This is a genomic window from Streptomyces sp. SID486 (genome assembly GCF_009865385.1).
Taxonomy (GTDB): Bacteria; Actinomycetota; Actinomycetes; order Streptomycetales; family Streptomycetaceae; genus Streptomyces.
The window spans coordinates 1-16,332 of the sequence record NZ_WWJT01000586.1; the positions used below are offsets into that span (position 1 = coordinate 1).

Sequence of the window (16,332 nt, forward strand, 5' to 3'; positions counted from 1 at the left end):
GACGCCCCGGCCGGCGCCGCCCGCCCGGCCCGCTCCGGCGCCACCGCCGCCCCAGCCACCCCGCCCGACACCCGAGCCGGCCCCGCCACCGCCGCCGAAGCCGGCACCCGAGCCCCGCCCCCGGCCCACCGTGACGCCGGTGAGCTTCCCGGCGTACCACCCCCACGCCGTCACCCACACCAAGCACGGTCACACCACGCCCGTCACCTACGTCCTGCTCATCACCGTCCCGGCGATCGTCGCCGTCGCGGCGCTGCGCCCGCGCTGACGCGCAGGCCCCACACCTCTGGAGGCATCAGTTGTCGGATTGGCTTGTTCTCGTCCTCGCGATGCTGGGGGCCTGTGCCGTCGTGGTCGTCATCACGACCCTGCGGCACCGCACGGCTTCCGAGGACGAGGATCCCAGCGAGACACCGGACGTCATCGAGTACATGACGATGTGGATCGGTGTCATCTACGCCATCGTCCTGGGCCTGGCCATCGCGGGCGTGTGGGAGGCCCGCAGCGCGGCCCAGGACTACGTGCAGTCCGAGGCCCAGGCACTGCACGAGATCTCGGAGCGGGTGCGGGTCTATCCGCCGGACGTGCGGGACCGCGTCCGCGGGGACGTGGACGCCTACGTCGGCTACGTCGTCCACACCGAGTGGCGGCGGATGGCGGACGACGGGCAGGTCACGGCCCGCGGCGGCGAGCTGCTGCAGCGGCTGCGGGCGGACGTCACCGACTACCAGCCGAAGAACGACTTCGAGGCCCAGGCGTACCAGCCGCTGCTGGACCAGCTGGCCGCCGCCGACCAGGCACGCAACTCGCGCGCCGACTCCACCGGGGCCACCATGCCGCCGGTCGTGTGGTGGGGGCTGATCACCGGTGCGCTGATCACCGTCGGCATGGTGTTCGCCCTGCAGATCCGGCGCACCGGGCGGGAACTGATCCTGGCCGGACTCTTCTCGGCGACCATCGCCTTCATGCTGTTCCTCATCTGGGACTTCGACGCCCCGTACAGCCGGGGCATCGCGGTCACGGCCGAGCCGTTCCTCAGTATGTTCCCGGGCGTCACGGGATAGCCCGCCGGCCGTCGCGGCACGGTCCGCCACAGGCCTTCGCCCCCGGTTCCGTGCGGAATCGGGGCGAAGGCCTGTCGATGTGCGGGTGCTCGATGGCGGACACGGATCCGGTGGGCCCGGCGGCCGGCCGGGGGCTCAGGCGCGCTTCTCGTGCCGGCGGCGCAGCCAGAAGGCACCACCACCGATCACCGCCACCGCCACCAGACCGCTGCCGATGGCCATGTCGGTGGGCGTCGCGCCGGTGGTCCTGCTGCCGCCCAGGCCGCCGTTGACACCACCGAGCACGGTGAAGGCGCCGCGGCGGGTCAGGGTGCGGCCGTCACAGCGGACGGTGACGTCGTACCGGCCGCGGCGCGCGTCCCGGTCGACGGTGGCGACACCCCGGGCGGTGTCGTCGCGGAACGGCTCCAGCGGGATGGTGCCGAAGGCGTCGGAACTGGCCGTGCCGGACCGGCAGCCGTTCACGATCACGGTCAGGCGGCCACCGGCGGGGAGGACGTCGGGCGTGACGAAGATGTCGCGCGAGTTGAAGTCGTCGCCGTGGTCGCCGAAGTTCCCTCCTTCCCCATGGCCACCCTCGTTGCCCCGCCCGTTGCCGAACCCTTCGTTGCCCCGGCCGTTCCCGAACCCCTCGTTGCCGCGGCCGTTGCCGAACCCTTCGTTCCCCCGGCCGTTCCCGAACCCCTCGTTGCCCCGGCCGTTCCCGAACCCTTCGTTCCCCCGGCCGTTCCCGAACCCCTCGTTGCCCCGGCCGTTGCCGTTGAAGTTCCCGTTCCCGGGAACGCGGCCCCCTCCGTTGACGATGCCGGTGCCGGGGAGAATCCCGACCCCCGTCCCGTTCAGGGCGCCGACGTTGCCGGTGCCGGTGCCGGGGACGACGACGGCACTGTTGTTGTCGGTGCCGCTCGGCCCGCCCCCGTTGCCCATGCCGTCCGCGACAGCCGCGGGGGCGGCGAGCCCGAGGACGGCGACCGTGGTGCACGCCGCCGCCAGGGCACGTTGGTTGCGCATGTGATCCTCCGCGGGAGGTCACCGGGTCCCGTCCCCGGTGGTTCGGCGAGAAACACCTCCCGGGACGACCCTCAGACGCGCGGAACACGCCCGCATGTCGAGAATGGTCCGTCCTGGTGATCCGACACGCCGACGGAAAACCACACAATCGGATATTCCCCCAGGTCACGGACCGTCAGAAAATATCTGGGAACGGCAACTCGGATGGCGCACGGAGCGGGTGACGGGCCACCCGTTCGCCGATCGCCCCGTCGCCTGCCGCCCGCGCGGGATTTAGCGTTTTCCCATGCGCGAAGGACGTGGCGCGACTGCGTCGAGAGGGGATGGCGAATGTCTGCGTCCATGCTGGCCGAGCTTGCCGAGGAGGAGGAACGGCGGAAGAAGCGCGCCCCGTGGGGCGTGATAGCGCTTGTTCTGCTGACCGGCCTGGCACTCATCCGGAACGGTTCGGGGGAGTTCGACGTCGGCCCGCCGCAGCCCGCCTCGGCGGCCGCGCCGGACAGCCGCGCCACCCTGGGCACCTTCGCTCCCGCGCCCGCCTCGCTGGCGTTCTCCGCCGTGGACCGGGTGCGGATCCCGGCGATCCACGTGGACGCCCCCGTGGTGCCGGTGGGGCTCGACGCGGACGGCTGGGTCGCGGCCCCGCCGCCGGACGACGCCAACCTGGCCGGGTGGTTCACCGGCGCCGTCTCCCCCGGGGAGAAGGGCACCGCCGTCGTCGTCGGCCATGTCGACAACAAGCAGGGCCCCGCGGTGTTCTACGGCCTCGGGGCGCTGAAGAAGGGGAACCAGATCGCGGTCGTGCGCAAGGACGGGAAGACCGCCGTGTTCGAGATCTACGGGGTCGAGGTCTTCGCGAAGAACAACTTCCCCGGCGACCGGGTGTACGGCTCGAAGGGGACACCGGAACTCCGGGTCATCACCTGCGGCGGCGGTTTCTCGAAGCAGAACGGCTACGACGGGAACGTCGTCGTCTTCGCCCGCCTGGCCGCGGTCACCTGAACCACCGCGGCCCGGCGGGCGAGAGCACGGCGCCGGCCCCGCCGGGCCGGGGAGCCGTCAGATCCGCCGGCTCGGCACGGTGAGGTGGTACCCGGAGTCGATCAGGTAGGGAAGCCATTCGCGGATCGCGCGGACGGTCTGCGAGCGGTCGCCCCCGGCGTCGTGGGAGAGCACCACGACGCCGGGGGCGGCGCCGCTCTCCACCTGGTCGATGATGGTGTCGACGCCCGGCTCCATCCAGTCGGTGGTGTCCACCGTCCAGGCCATCGGTTCCATGCCCATGGCGGCGCCCAGCTGGAAGGCGGCCTTGTTCCAGGCGCCGTAGGGCGCGCGGAACCACTGGGGGCGCTCGCCGTAGGTGTCCTCGATGATGTCGCTGGTGCGCTCCATCTCGGAGCGGATCTCCTTGCGGCCCAGCGTCGTCAGCAGCGGATGGGTCCAGGTGTGGTTGCCGACGACGTGCCCCTCGTCGGCCATCCGGGCCACCAGCTCCCTGTTCACGGCGACGCACTCACCGCAGACGAAGAACATCGCCCGTACGTCGTACTTGGCGAGGGTGTCGAGGATGTGCGGGGTGTAGTCCGGGTTGGGGCCGTCGTCGAAGGTCAGCATCATGCGCCGGCCGCTTCGGGAGATCTCCAGGATCGGCTTCCTGCGTACCTTGAGCTTGCGGGGCGCGGTACGCGGCGGTCCGTATCCGGTCAGCGGCTGCAGCCGGAATGCGGAGGGCTTGAGCGCCTGACGGGCCTGCGGGCCGGCGACGGGGGCCGGGGCGCTGCGGGCGGTCTCCTCGCCGCCTTCCGCCAGGACGATGCCGGCTGTGCCCGCCGACCCCAGGGCGGCGGCCCCGGCGAGGAGCATCCGGCGCCGCGTGAACAACTGATCCTTCTGCATGACTCATCAGTCGCCCCGTTCACCTCCGGCGCACCGCAACGCCACCGGTGCGGCGGCGGTAATACACCCGGACGGCCGAGCCGGGCGGTCCTCAGCGGCGGCGCACGAGCGGGAACGGGAGCGTCTCACGGATCGTCAGGCCGGTGAGGAACATGACGATCCGGTCGACCCCGAGGCCGAGGCCGCCGGTCGGGGGCATGGCGTAGGCCAGTGCCTGGAGGAAGTCCTCGTCGAGTTCCATGGCCTCCGGGTCACCGCCGGCGGCCAGCAGCGACTGCTCGGTGAGCCGGCGGCGCTGCTCGACGGGATCGGTCAGTTCCGAGTAGGCGGTGCCGAGTTCGGTGCCGAACGCCACCAGGTCCCAGCGTTCGGCGAGCCGCGGGTCGCTGCGGTGCTGCCGCGTCAGCGGGGAGACGTCGGTCGGGAAGTCCTTGTAGAAGGTGGGCGGCCCGGTCCGGTGTTCGACCAGCCGCTCGTACATCTCCAGTACGACGTCCCCGGGGCCGTCCTCGGCGGTGTACGGCACCCCGGAGCGGTCGCACAGCCGGTGCAGCCGCAGCAGTTCGGTGCCGGGGCCGATCTCCTCCCCGAGCGCCTCGGAGATCGCGCCGTACACGGTTCTGACCGGCCAGGTCCCGGAGATGTCGTACTCCTCGCCGTCCTTGCGGGCCACCGGGGAGCCGAACGCGGCGGTCGCGGCGCCCTGGATCAGCTCGCGGGCGAGGCCGAGCATCACGTCGTAGTCGGCGTGGGCCTGGTACGCCTCCAGCATCGTGAACTCGGGGTTGTGCTTGTGGGAGACGCCCTCGTTGCGGAAGGTGCGGCCCAGCTCGAAGACCTTCTCCAGGCCGCCGACGCACAGCCGCTTCAGGTACAGCTCGGGGGCGATGCGCAGGTAGAGGTCCAGATCGTAGGCGTTGATGTGGGTGGTGAAGGGGCGGGCGTTGGCGCCGCCGTGGATCTGCTGGAGCATCGGCGTCTCGACCTCCAGGTAGCCGCGGTCCAGCAGACCCCGGCGCAGGGCCTGTACGGCGGCGGAGCGGACGCGCACGACGGCGCGGGCGTCGGGGCTGGTGATCAGGTCCAGGTGGCGGCGGCGGACCTTGGCCTCGGCGTCGGTGAGGCCCCGGCGCTTGTCGGGCAGCGGGTGCAGACACTTGCCGGTGAGCTGCCAGGAGGTGACGAAGACGGTGGGTTCGCCGCGGTCGCTCGGCCGGGCGTGGCCGCTGACGGTGAGGAGGTCGCCGATGTCGACGTCGGCGGTGAAGCGGTCCAGCGCCGGCCCCGAGCCGTCCCGGGTGAGGGCGATCTGGTGGTCGCCGGACCAGTCCCGCAGCACGGCGAAGACGATGCCGCCGAAGTCGCGGACCAGCATGACGCGTCCGGCCACGGTGACGTCCTCGCCGGGTGGCACGTCGGCGAGGGCGCAGGTGGGTGCCGGGGTGCCCACCGGATAGGGGTCGGTGCCGGTGGCGCGCAGCCGGTCGAGGGTGCGGTGCCGGACGCGGACCTGGTCGGGCAGGCCCGCGTCCGGGGCGGCGGGCGCGGTCTCGTCCCCTCCGTCGGGACCGGGTGCCGGCCGGGACGGCGGACCCGCGGGCACGGCGGGCCGCCGTCCCGTCCCCGGGTGCCCCTTTCCCCAGAGTTTGTGCAGGGACGGCACGGAGACGAAACCCTCGGCGATGCCGGAGGCGAGGCCGATGCGGGCGAGGGCGGCGGTGTCGCCGTAGCAGATGAAGCGCGGGTACCACTCGGGGCGGTACTTGGCGTTGGAGCGGTAGAGGGCCTCCAGTTGCCACCAGCGGGAGAAGAACAGCAGCAGGCGGCGCCAGAGCCGCAGGACCGGTCCGGCTCCGATCCGGGCGCCCTCCTCGAAGACCGACCGGAAGACGGCGAAGTTCAGGGAGATCCGGTGCACGCCCAGCCGGGGGGCCACGGCACACAGTTCGGCGACCATGAACTCCATCACCCCGTTGGGCGCGGTCCGGTCACGGCGCATCAGGTCCAGGGAGACGCCGCTGCGGCCCCAGGGGACGAAGGAGAGCAGGGCGAGCAGCCGGCCGTGCTCGCCGAGGGCCTCCACGAGGAGGCAGTCGCCGTCGGCGGGGTCGCCGAGCCGGTCCAGGGCCATGGAGAAGCCCCGCTCGGTCTCGGTGTCCCGCCAGGCGTCGGCCTTGTCGACGATCTCCTGCATCTCCCGTTCGGTGAGCTGGGCGTGCCGGCGGATACGGCACACGGCTCCGGTGCGGCGGACCCGGTGCACCGCCTGCCGGGTGACGCGCATGTCCCGGCCGCTGAGGTCGAAGCCCGGGATGTGCAGGATCGCCTCGTCGCCGAGCTGGAGGGCGCCGAGGCCGGCCCGGGAGAAGGCGCGGGCGCCGTTCTCGGAGGCGCCCATCACGGCGGGCGCCCAGGCGTGCCGGCGGGCCACGTCCAGCCAGGCGCCGATGGCGTGCGGCCATGCCTCCGGATCGCCCACGGGGTCCCCGCTGGCCAGGCACACGCCGGCCTCGACGCGGTAGGTGACGGCGGCCTTGCCGCTGGGCGAGAAGACCACGGCCTTGTCCCGCCGGGTGGCGAAGTAGCCGAGGGAGTCCCGCTCGCCGTAGGCGGCCAGCAGGGCCCGGATGCGTGCCTCCTCGTCACCGTGCAGGGCGGCTTCGAGGCGCTGGGACCGGAACAGGGTGACAGCGGCGTTGAGCAGGGCGAGCGCGCCGAACAGGCCGAGCAGGAAGGTGATCGCGCGGGGCGGGCGGCCGGCGAAGGAGCTGCTGGAGACCAGGCCGCCGCACACCCGGTCGGCCGCCCAGCCCAGGTGCTGGCCGGCCGGCAGCGTGCCCGGGAAGAGCTGCAGCAGCCCCCAGCCGACGACGATGGACGCGGCGAGCCCGGCCAGCAGCACGGCGAGCGCCCGCCACACGGCGCCGCGGCGGGAGGCGGCGTAGAACTCGCCGCGCGCCGCCACCAGCAGGAGCAGCAGCAGCGCGCACAGCACCAGGGACGGCAGGGACTGGGCGTACAGGCCGACGGCCGCGCCGAGCGCGTCGGTCAGGACGAGCAGGCCGAGGTAGACGACGACCAGCCACCAGGCGATCTTCTTGCGGGCTGCGGTGGCACCGGCCAGCAGGAACAGGAAGACGGCGTAGGCGAGGTTGGCGCTGATGGGCACCAGCAGCAGGTCCAGGGTGCGCACGACCGGGCGGAGCGGGTCGCGCAGCGGGGCGACGACCGCGAGCAGGGCGCACAGCAGGCCGAGCGCGGCGAAGAGCGTGGCGAAGACCTCCGGGACCCGGCCGAGGCGCCCGCCGGTCGGGCGTACCGGGCCGCCGGCAGCGCTGGGGGCGGCCGGTTCCGCGGTGGCAGTCATGGTTCCGACTCTAGGAAGGGCCCGCGTGCCCCGCCCGTCGAGCGGGCCCGGGCATGGGCTGGAACAGACGGTTCCGATAGCCTCGGGCCGTGACGGAACAGCACGAACAGCACTCGCACACGTTCGAGCGGGGCACGGACGGCCCGAAGGTCGTCGTCGTCGGCGTGGACGGCTCCGACTCCTCACTGCGCGCCGCGGCGTACGCGGGCGGGCTGGCCCGTCGGCAGCACGCGCTGCTGGCCGTGGTCTACGTGCAGCCGGTGCTGGCGGCGGGCGCGGCGCTCGGGGCGCCGGTGGCGGAGACGACCGACGAGATCGCCGAGGACCTGATCACGCAGATCAGGGAGGCGGCCGAGCGGGTCAAGGGGATATTCGAGGTGCGCTGGGAGTTCCACACCTTCCGCGGCGATCCCTACAACGGCCTGGTGAAGGCGGCCGACGAGCTGAAGGCGGACGCGGTGGTCGTGGGCGCCTCGGAGCAGGCCGGGCACCGGATCGTCGGTTCGGTGGCGGTGCGGCTGGTGAAGGCGGGCCGGTGGCCGGTGACGGTCGTCCCGTAGGGCGCGCCGCGGGCGTCCCCGCCGTACGGCCGCGAGCCGCCGGCCCGGCCCGCGCGGGGACACCCGGCGGGGCCGTGCGTGGCGTCTTCCCTGTGCGCCGCCCCTGAGACATCATGATCCGCCGTCAGCCGTTGCCGTCGGCGAAGAGGTGAGGCGCATGGCCAGGATCCGCGCGGGTGAGGGGATTCTCCGCCGCAAACCGATCGAGCACATCGAGGAGACCGAGGTCGGCGAGGGAACCGGCCTGGACAAGTCGCTGGGGCTGTGGCAGCTGACCGCGATCGGCGTGGGCGGCATCATCGGCGCGGGCATCTTCACCCTGGCCGGCACGGTGGCCAACGGCACGGCCGGCCCCGCGGTGCTGGTGTCCTTCCTGATCGCCGGCGTGGCGAGCGCCTGCGCGGCGCTGTCGTACGCCGAGTTCGCGGGGCTGATCCCGAAGGCGGGCTCGGCGTACACGTACGGGTACGCGGTGCTCGGCGAGTTCGCGGGCTGGTTCATCGGCTGGGACCTGCTGCTGGAGTACACGGCGATCGTGGCCGTGGTGGCCATCGGCATCTCCGGGTACTTCAGCTTCCTGGTCGAGGCGATGGGCGCCGATCTGCCGAGCTGGATGCTGGGGGCGCCCGGCACCGGGAGCGGGCACCGGGTGGACCTGTTCGCGGCCGTGCTGTGCCTGCTGATCGCCTGGCTGCTCAACCTGGGCATCCGCAGCGCGGCCCGCTTCGAGACGTTCGTGGTCACCCTGAAGGTGCTGGTGGTGCTGCTGGTGGTCGGGGTCGGTGTGTTCCACATCGACAGCGGCAACTACCGCCCGTTCTTCCCCTTCGGCGTCAGCGGCGCCTTCACGGGCGCGGCGACGGTGTTCTTCGCGGTGTTCGGCTACGACGCGATGTCGACCGCGGCCGAGGAGTCGAAGGACGCCCAGCGGCACATGCCTAAGGCGATCATCTACTCGCTGGCGATCTCGATGGTGCTGTACGTGGCGGCGTGTCTGGTGCTGACGGGCATGCAGAACTACAAGGACATCGACCCGGAGAGCGGCTTCTCCACGGCGTTCAAGTCGGTGGGCCTGGGCGCGCTGGCGGACGTGATCGCGGTGGGCGCGATCATCGGCATCCTCACGGTGATGTTCACGTTCATGCTGGGCGTGACCCGGGTGTGGTTCTCGATGTCCCGGGACGGGCTGCTGCCCAGGTGGTTCGCGAAGACGCACCCGACGCGGCACGTGCCGACCCGGGTGACCTGGATCGTGGGGGCGGCGTCCGCGGCGATCGCCGGGTTCGTCCCGATCGGCGAGGCGGCCGAGCTGACCAACATCGGCATCCTGCTGGCGTTCGTGGTGGTGTGCGTGGCGGTGATCGTGCTGCGCTACCGGCAGCCGGAGCTGCCGCGCACCTTCCGGACGCCGGGCATGCCGGTCGTGCCCGCGCTGGGTGTCGTCTTCTCGGTCTGGCTGATCACGTTCCTGCAGTGGCAGACCTGGGTGCGGTTCGCCATCTGGTTCGTGATCGGATGCGTGATCTACTTCGGTTACTCCTACCGGCGCTCGGCGCTCGCCGTCCGGCGGTCCGGCGGCTGATCACTCCGCCATGGTCAGGCCGTCCTGGGCGGCGCCGCGGCTGAGCACCGCGTCCCTGATCCGGTCGCGGACGGCCTCCAGCTGGGCGCCCTGGGCGATGGCCCGGTTGAGGTCGACGACCCGCCCGGCGTCGAGGTCGTACAGCTGCGGGACGAACTCGGCCGCGGTGACCCGCCAGGGGCCGCCGGGCCGGGCCGGCGGGGCGAAGGTGAAGCGGCCGAGGGTGGACTCGTTGCCGCGCGGGTCCTGGGCGCCCGCGCGGTTGTACATCTCGCCGGCGATCTGGTCGCCCATCCCGTAGACCACCCAGGTGCCGTTGATCTTCTCGTATGCCTGCGGGACATGGGCGTGGGTGCCGAGGACCAGGTCGATGTCCGGGCGGCCGTTCGTGGCCGAGGCGGTCAGCCGCTGGGCGAGGGTGAGCTGGAGGCGGTCGGGTTCCTGCTGCCACTCGGTGCCCCAGTCGAGGGAGACCACGACGACGTCGGCGCCGCCGCGCCGGGCGGCACGGGCGTCGGCGACGATCCGGTCGGCGTCGATCACGTTGACCGCCCAGGGCTGTCCGGGCGGCAGCGGGTAGTTGGTGCCGAAGGTGTACGACAGGTGGGCGACCTTCGCCCGGCCGGCCCGCAGCATGCCGACCGAGCGGGCCTCGGCCTCGCTGCGGGCGGTCCCGGCGTGCCGCAGGCCGGCCCTGTCCATCGCGTCGAGGGTGCGCGCGATACCGGCGGCGCCGTCGTCCAGGGCGTGCCCGGAGGCGGTGGAGCAGCTGTCGTAGCCGGTGGCCGCGAGGGCCTCGGCGATCTGCGGCGGGGACTTGAAGACGGGGTAGCCGGTGTAGTCGCCGTCGGCGCCGTAGACGGTCTCCATGTGACACAGCGCCAGGTCGGCGCGGGAGACGACGGGTTGGACGCCGGAGAGCATGGGGCGGAAGTCGTGGCCGTTGCGGCCGGCGTCGTAGGCGGCCCGCTCGATCACGGAGGTGTGCGGCAGCACGTCGCCGGAGGCGACCAGGGTGAAGCCGCCGCCCGCCGGGGGCGGCGCGGGCTCTCCGCGCGTGCCGGACTCCTGCTGCCGGTTCTGGCAGGCTGCTCCGGCCGCGAGGACGGCGGTCAGGACCAGCGCCACCTGTTGTCTGCGTCCGATCATCAGCTCACCCCAGGGTTGTCGTATATACAGACGAAGGCGTGACGGGCATATGGGTATGAATCTGATGTGCCGGATAAACAGATCGGGTGGCGTCATTAGCCCGTCCGGGGCTTTCGGGTATCGCCCGCCCTACCGTTCGCCGACGCGATCGACCGTCCGTCGCACGCCCGGGGCCGCCCCCTGTGCGCCGGCCACGGGCTGCGCTGGCATACGGCCATGACGGCCGGAACCTCACTCACCCCCGGGACCACGACCGCCGGACACGAGCTGGCCGCGCTCCAGCGCGAGCACGGCGGCCCGCTGTTCGCACTGCTGCTCAGGCTCTGCGACGGAGACCGCCAGCGCGCCGAGGACCTCGTCCAGGAGACCCTGGTGCGCGCCTGGCAGCACCCCGAGGCCCTGCACGCCGACGGCTTCGAGTCCGTACGGCCCTGGCTGCTCACGGTGGCCAGGCGGCTCGCGATCGACGCCCGGCGGGCCCGGCAGGCACGGCCGGCCGAGACCGGGGCCGAGGTGCCCGAGGACGCGCGGGTGAGTGCTGATCACGCCGAGCGGGCCACCGCGGTGCTCGATGTCCGGCAGGCTGTGAAGACACTCACTCCGGAGCACCGTGACGTCCTGCTGTTGGTGTACTACCGCGGGGCCAGTGTGACGGAGGCGGCGCAGACCCTCGGGATTCCACCCGGTACGGTGAAGTCCCGCGCGTACTACGCGTTGCGTGCCCTGCGCCGGGTCCTTCCGGGTTATGCGACCGACCTGCGATGAAACCGGAAGCCTGGTCAAACCTCGGTAAAGCGCCTTGCTGTAGCCCCCGTTCGGGCAATGGGCTGTCCTCATCCGCGTTTCGGGCGGGGGCCAGGACCGCGATCCCGGCGGGGCCCGGGCGACGCGCACGTACCGGAGGAAGGGCAGGAAGGGATGCTGCACAGAGGTCACGAGAGCACGGACGGTACCGGTGATGAACTGGCCGTCCCCATGGCCTGGTTGTACGCCGAGTACATCGCCGACGAGCTGCTGCGCACCGGCGATCTGATGCCGCCGACGTCCTTCGAGTTCCGGGCCGGCCGGGACGCGCTGGCGCTGACCGTCTTCCTGTCCGACACCGACGGGGAGCTGTCCGGCATCCGGGTGATCTCCCAGCTGGAGAACTGGCTGGCGCTGACCGCCTACGACCAGCCCTGGCAGGACTGGGTGCGGACCCGCATGGCCGAGCTGGCCGGGCGGACGGACGGCCCCGGCGCCCTCGGCCCGGACCTGGCGCTGGCGGCGGACGCCTGGCGCTGGCTGGAGGAGACCGAGCTGCTCGCGCCGGACCTGGACGCGGTCCCGGGCGGCGGCGCGGTGTTCGGGGAGGAGGACGGGCCGAAGGTCTGGACACCGGCCTGGCGGCTCGGACTGCCCCTCGGGCACCTCGCGATCCACCTCTTCTGAATCTTCTGGAATTCACACCAATCCACGGGCCGGACCGCTCCGAATCTCCTGCCGGGATTCTGTGCGTGGCTTGAGTGATTCGGCCGTCGGCTGCGTACGGGTGGGAGCAAGGAGTAACCCTTCCCCCACCCTTCGGCACGAGGATTCGGCATGAGGTCCCTGGAACGGCATCGCGACGCCGGCGCGTACGCGCTCGGCGTGCTGGACGAGGCGGAGGCATTCCGCTTCGAGGACCACCTCATGGAGTGCCCCCGGTGCACGGCACACGTGACCGAGTTCGGGCCCGCGACCCGGCAGCTGATGCTGTACCGCCGGGCCACGCCGCGCTTCGTGCATCCCCTGGCACAGCCCGGTCCCCGGCTGCTGGACCGGCTCCTCGGCGAGCTGGTGCGGCGGCGGCGGTCGCGGCGGCGCCGGCTGCTGTACGGCCTGGCCGCCTCGGTGGTGCTGGCCGTGGCCGGCCCGGGGATCGTGGCCTTCGCCGGCCACGCGCCCCCTGCCCCACGGGTCACCACGGCGACCGACCCGCACACCGGGGTGTGGGCGCGGGTCACGTCCACGGACGCGGACTGGGGCAGCGACCTGCGGCTGGAGGTCAGGGACGGTTCCGGGCCGCACGCCTGCCGCCTGGTCGCGGTCGGCCGCGACGGCACGGAACAGGTCGTCGCCGGCTGGACCGACCCCGGTGACGGCGCCGCACCCACCACCGCGATGGGCACCACCGCGCTGCACCCCGGGCAGATCCTCCGCTACGAGATCCGCACGGACGAGGGACGGCGACTGGTCACCCTGGAGTAACGGCACCGGGACGCGGCCGGCTCATTTCAGCAGCCGGGACAGCCGGCGGTCGGCCAGCGGCTTGCCGCCCGTCTGGCAGGTCGGGCAGTACTGCAGCGAGGAATCGGCGAAGGAGACCTCGCGGATGGTGTCGCCGCACACCGGGCAGGGGTCGCCGGTGCGGCCGTGGACGCGCAGGCCGCTCTTCTTCTCCGCCTTCAGCCGGCCGGCCGCCACCGACCGGAACCGCTCGACCGCCTCGGTGAGCGTGTCGCGCAGCGCCGTGTACAGCCGGTGCGTCTCGTCCGGGGTGAGGGAGGCGGCGAGCTTGAAGGGGGACATCTTCGCGGCGTGCAGGATCTCGTCGCTGTAGGCGTTGCCGACACCCGCGATCAGCGACTGGTCCCGCAGAGCGCCCTTCAGCTGCCGGCGTTCGTCCTTCAGCAGGGCGGCGAAGCGCTCCTCGTCGAAGTCGCCGGCGAGCGGGTCGGGGCCCAGCCGGGCGATGCCCGGCACCTCCCCCGGATCGCGGACGACGTAGACGGCCAGGCGTTTCTGGGTGCCGGCCTCGGTCAGGTCGAAGCCCTCGCCGGTCTCCAGGGCCACCCGCAGCGCGAGCGGTCCCTTGCCGGGCTTCGGCGGGCCGTCGGGCAGCCGGTCCTTCCACTGCAGCCAGCCGGCGCGGGCCAGGTGGAACACCAGGTGCAGCCCGCCGTCCGTCGTGATGTCGAGGAACTTGCCGTGCCGGCGCACGGCCGTCACCTCCGCGCCCTCGACGGCGGTGACCGGCGGGTCGTACGTCTTCAGGACGCTGATGGCCACCGGCAGCACCCGCACCACCCGCAGTCCGACCAGGTGCTCGGTGAGGAAGTCCGTCAGCGCTTGTACCTCGGGCAGTTCCGGCATGCGTCCAGAGTGCCATCCTGGACCGCAGCCGGGCGGGTGCCCGCGGTGCGGCCCTGGACGTCGCGGTGCCTACGGCAGCCCGAACTCGCACCAGACCGCCTTGCCGCCGCCCCTCGCCTCCACGCCCCAGCTGTCGGCGAGCCGCTCCACGAGGAGCAGACCGCGGCCGGAGACGCCCTCCTCGCCCGCGTCGCGGCGCCGCGGCAGGGCGCTGGAGCTGTCCTCGACCTCGATGCGCAGCTTGTGGGGGGTGCCGTCCAGGGCCCGCAGGGTGACGATCGCGGAGCCCTCGGTGTGCGTCAGGGCGTTGGTGATCAGCTCGTCGGCCACCAGCTCGATCTCGTCGGCCCGGTCGCCCGCGCCCCAGGCCCGGACCGCGGCGCGGATCATGTGCCGGGCCTGGGTGAGGGCCTCCGGGTCGCCGGACGCGACGTGCTGCTGGAGCCGTCCGCCGGGCCGCGTGGTCTCGCGGGCCCGGCGGCGCAGCAGGAGCAGGGCCACGTCGTCGTCGCCGCCCCGCTCCTCGGCCACCCGGATCAGCCGGTCGGCGAGGTCGCGCACCTCGCCGGGTCCCTCGCAGATGAGCGCGACGAGGGCCCTCATGCCGTCGTCCAGATCGGCACCGGGCAGCTCGACGAGGCCGTCGGTGCACAGCAGCAGGGTGTGGCCCGGGTCGAGTTCGAGGGTGGCGACGGGGTACTCCAGCCGGCCGAACTCGGCGGACAGGCCGAGCGGCAGCCCGCCCGGGACGGGGACCCGGAAGCAGCTGCCGTCGCCGCGCCGGACCAGCGGGTCGATGTGCCCGGCGCGCACCACCTGGACCACTCCGGTGGACAGGTCGGCCTCGGCGTACAGACACGTGGCGAACCGGTCGGTGTCGAGTTCGTGCAGGAAGACGGAGGCGCGGGCCATCACGGTGGCCGGGGTGTGGCCCTCGGCGGCGTAGGCGCGCAGCACGATCCGCAGCTGGCCCATGACGGCCGCCGCGTGCGTGTCGTGGCCCTGGACGTCCCCGATGACCGCGCCGACCCGGCCTCCCCCGGAGGGGGTACCCCCAGGCAGCGGGATCAGGTCGTACCAGTCGCCGCCGATCTCCCGGCCCAGGGCGGCCGAGCGGTAGCGGACCGCGATGTCGGCGCCGGGCACGCTCGGGATGGTGCGGGGCAGCATGGCCTGCTGGAGGCCCTCGGCGAGGTCCTTCTCCTGCTCGTAGAGCATGGCCCGCATCAGGCTCTGCGCGATGCTGCCGCCCAGTGCGACCAGGACGGCGCGTTCCTCGTCGGAGAAGCCGCGCCGGTCGTCGTAGAGCAGGCCCATCGCGCCGATCGGGCGGGCCTGGGCGATCAGCGGGAGGTAGGCGGCCGAGGTGATGCGCAGGTCGGTGATGTGCGGCCAGAGGATCGGGTAGTCCGCCGCGAACTCCTCCGCCGATTCGATGAAGCGGGGGCTGAGCGTGCGCACGGCCTCGCTCATCGGGTAGGGCTCGTCGATCCGGGTGACGCGGGTGCCGGGGACGAAGCTGCCGGCGGGGCCCTCGGCGACCAGCCGGATCCGCCCCGCCTCCACCAGGCCCATGACCAGGCTGGCCGCGCCGAGGTGGCGGACGCCGTGGGTGTCCTTCAGGACGTCGATGACGTCCTGGATGGTGCGGGCGTGCGCGAGGGCGGCGGAGATGATCTGGACGACGCCGGCCTGCTGGCGGAACGCCTCGTCCTGGGCGGCCCGCAGGCTGCGGGCCGCGCTGTCGGCGAGTTCCTGGGTGGCGTCGCGGACGATGCCGACGACGCGGCGGGGGCGGCCGGTCTCGTCGCGCCGGATGTAGCCCTGGGTGTGCGTCCAGCGCAGGGTGCCGTCGCGGCAGCGGATGCGGAAGTAGGCGCCGTAGTTCTCGCTGCCGTCCTTGATCGCCTCGGCGATGGCCGCGTCGAGCCGGGCGGCCTCCGGCTGCGGCACGCGCACGGTCAGAGTCTCCGGGCGCCCGTCGTACTCCTCGGGGAGCAGGTCGAACACCTCGAAAGCCTGGGCGTCCATGTCCATCAGACCGGCGTCCAGGTCCCAGTCGAAGCTGCCCATGTGGTTGAGCGCGAGGATCGGGTCCGGATGTGCGGGCCAGTCCTCCGGGAGTGACAGGGCGCTCGCTCCCTGATCGGCCATGGGGCCCACCATGCCAGCATCCGGCCGATTCTTCGACCTGGTCGACGGGCTGCGGCGCCGGCTGCCCGGCGTCCCGTCCGGCGCCGGTCCCGCCCGCTCAGCCGCTCGGCTCACCGTCGGGTCCGCCGCGCAGGACACGGGCTCCGGGCACGGGCGGACCGTTCTCGGCGACCGTACCCGCGCCGTCCGGGCGCGCCGGGGCCGAGGGGGACGGCATGGTCCCGGCCCGGGACGACGGGGGCGGACCGCTGGGTGCCCGGGCCGAGGGGGGCGGGCTCGTAGCTGCCCGGGCCGACGGGGACTGCACGGTCCCGGCCCGGGACGACGGGGGCGGACCGCTGGGTGCCCGGGCCGAGGGGGGCGGGCTGGTCGCTGCCCCGGCCGACGGGGGCGGGGTGGAACCGGCAGGGGACGACAGAGGCGGGCTGGAACCGG

The 16,332-nt window shown here is 73.0% G+C and carries 14 protein-coding genes and 1 pseudogene; 9 read left to right on the forward strand and 6 right to left on the reverse strand.

The window, feature by feature from the left end:
- Window positions 1-139: 139 nt before the first annotated feature.
- Window positions 140-268 carry a hypothetical protein gene (locus GT045_RS40530; protein WP_272926906.1) on the forward strand — a complete coding sequence of 43 codons (129 nt, stop codon included), beginning with the start codon at window positions 140-142 and terminating at the stop codon, window positions 266-268.
- A gap of 31 nt (window positions 269-299) precedes the next feature.
- Window positions 300-1,064 (forward strand): DUF4239 domain-containing protein, encoded by a 765-nt coding sequence (locus GT045_RS27425; protein ID WP_161290488.1) that lies wholly within the window; start codon window positions 300-302, stop codon window positions 1,062-1,064.
- 135 nt (window positions 1,065-1,199) lie between these two features.
- Here GT045_RS27425 and GT045_RS40765 read toward each other — a convergent pair whose 3' ends face one another.
- On the reverse strand, window positions 1,200-2,075 hold the full coding sequence (locus GT045_RS40765) for a hypothetical protein (protein WP_161335804.1): 876 nt from the start codon (window positions 2,073-2,075) through the stop codon (window positions 1,200-1,202).
- A 330-nt stretch (window positions 2,076-2,405) separates the two neighbouring features.
- Here GT045_RS40765 and GT045_RS27435 point away from each other — a divergent pair, with 330 nt between their 5' ends.
- A complete protein-coding gene (locus GT045_RS27435; RefSeq protein ID WP_161335805.1) occupies window positions 2,406-3,077 on the forward strand; it encodes a class F sortase in 672 nt (223 codons plus the stop codon).
- Between the two features lie 57 nt (window positions 3,078-3,134).
- Here the strand turns inward: GT045_RS27435 and GT045_RS27440 are convergent, their stop codons facing one another.
- Both GT045_RS27440 and lysX read right to left on the reverse strand, forming a co-directional pair.
- Window positions 3,135-3,971, reverse strand: coding sequence for a polysaccharide deacetylase family protein (locus GT045_RS27440; protein WP_161288843.1), 837 nt, complete (start codon window positions 3,969-3,971; stop codon window positions 3,135-3,137).
- Between the two features lie 91 nt (window positions 3,972-4,062).
- Window positions 4,063-7,338 carry a bifunctional lysylphosphatidylglycerol synthetase/lysine--tRNA ligase LysX gene (gene lysX / locus GT045_RS27445; RefSeq protein ID WP_161335808.1) on the reverse strand — a complete coding sequence of 1,092 codons (3,276 nt, stop codon included), beginning with the start codon at window positions 7,336-7,338 and terminating at the stop codon, window positions 4,063-4,065.
- Window positions 7,339-7,427: 89 nt separating this feature from the next.
- Here lysX and GT045_RS27450 point away from each other — a divergent pair, with 89 nt between their 5' ends.
- Both GT045_RS27450 and GT045_RS27455 read left to right on the forward strand, forming a co-directional pair.
- A complete protein-coding gene (locus GT045_RS27450; protein ID WP_161287593.1) occupies window positions 7,428-7,898 on the forward strand; it encodes a universal stress protein in 471 nt (156 codons plus the stop codon).
- Window positions 7,899-8,055: 157 nt separating this feature from the next.
- Window positions 8,056-9,480 (forward strand): amino acid permease, encoded by a 1,425-nt coding sequence (locus GT045_RS27455; RefSeq protein ID WP_161287594.1) that lies wholly within the window; start codon window positions 8,056-8,058, stop codon window positions 9,478-9,480.
- Here the strand turns inward: GT045_RS27455 and GT045_RS27460 are convergent, their stop codons facing one another.
- The gene (locus tag GT045_RS27460; protein WP_161335810.1) at window positions 9,481-10,629 is read right to left on the reverse strand and encodes a CapA family protein; all 1,149 of its coding nucleotides are present in this window, start codon (window positions 10,627-10,629) and stop codon (window positions 9,481-9,483) included.
- A 216-nt stretch (window positions 10,630-10,845) separates the two neighbouring features.
- Here GT045_RS27460 and GT045_RS27465 point away from each other — a divergent pair, with 216 nt between their 5' ends.
- The 3 genes from GT045_RS27465 to GT045_RS27475 all read left to right on the forward strand — a co-directional run bounded on the left by GT045_RS27465 (window position 10,846) and on the right by GT045_RS27475 (window position 12,858).
- Window positions 10,846-11,394: a sigma-70 family RNA polymerase sigma factor gene (locus GT045_RS27465; RefSeq protein ID WP_161335812.1), complete on the forward strand. Its 549-nt coding sequence runs from the start codon at window positions 10,846-10,848 to the stop codon at window positions 11,392-11,394.
- Window positions 11,395-11,547: 153 nt separating this feature from the next.
- Entirely contained in the window at window positions 11,548-12,060 is a 513-nt protein-coding gene (locus GT045_RS27470; protein WP_161287597.1) for a hypothetical protein, read from the forward strand.
- 150 nt (window positions 12,061-12,210) lie between these two features.
- Window positions 12,211-12,858: a zf-HC2 domain-containing protein gene (locus GT045_RS27475; protein ID WP_161335813.1), complete on the forward strand. Its 648-nt coding sequence runs from the start codon at window positions 12,211-12,213 to the stop codon at window positions 12,856-12,858.
- A gap of 21 nt (window positions 12,859-12,879) precedes the next feature.
- Here the strand turns inward: GT045_RS27475 and GT045_RS27480 are convergent, their stop codons facing one another.
- Window positions 12,880-13,743: an Fpg/Nei family DNA glycosylase gene (locus GT045_RS27480; protein ID WP_161335814.1), complete on the reverse strand. Its 864-nt coding sequence runs from the start codon at window positions 13,741-13,743 to the stop codon at window positions 12,880-12,882.
- Window positions 13,744-13,812: 69 nt separating this feature from the next.
- Window positions 13,813-15,897, reverse strand: a complete 2,085-nt coding sequence (locus tag GT045_RS27485) for a SpoIIE family protein phosphatase (protein ID WP_161287600.1) — start codon at window positions 15,895-15,897, stop codon at window positions 13,813-13,815.
- Between the two features lie 215 nt (window positions 15,898-16,112).
- Here GT045_RS27485 and GT045_RS40045 point away from each other — a divergent pair.
- A pseudogene (locus tag GT045_RS40045) lies at window positions 16,113-16,332 on the forward strand (hypothetical protein); the annotation flags it as partial.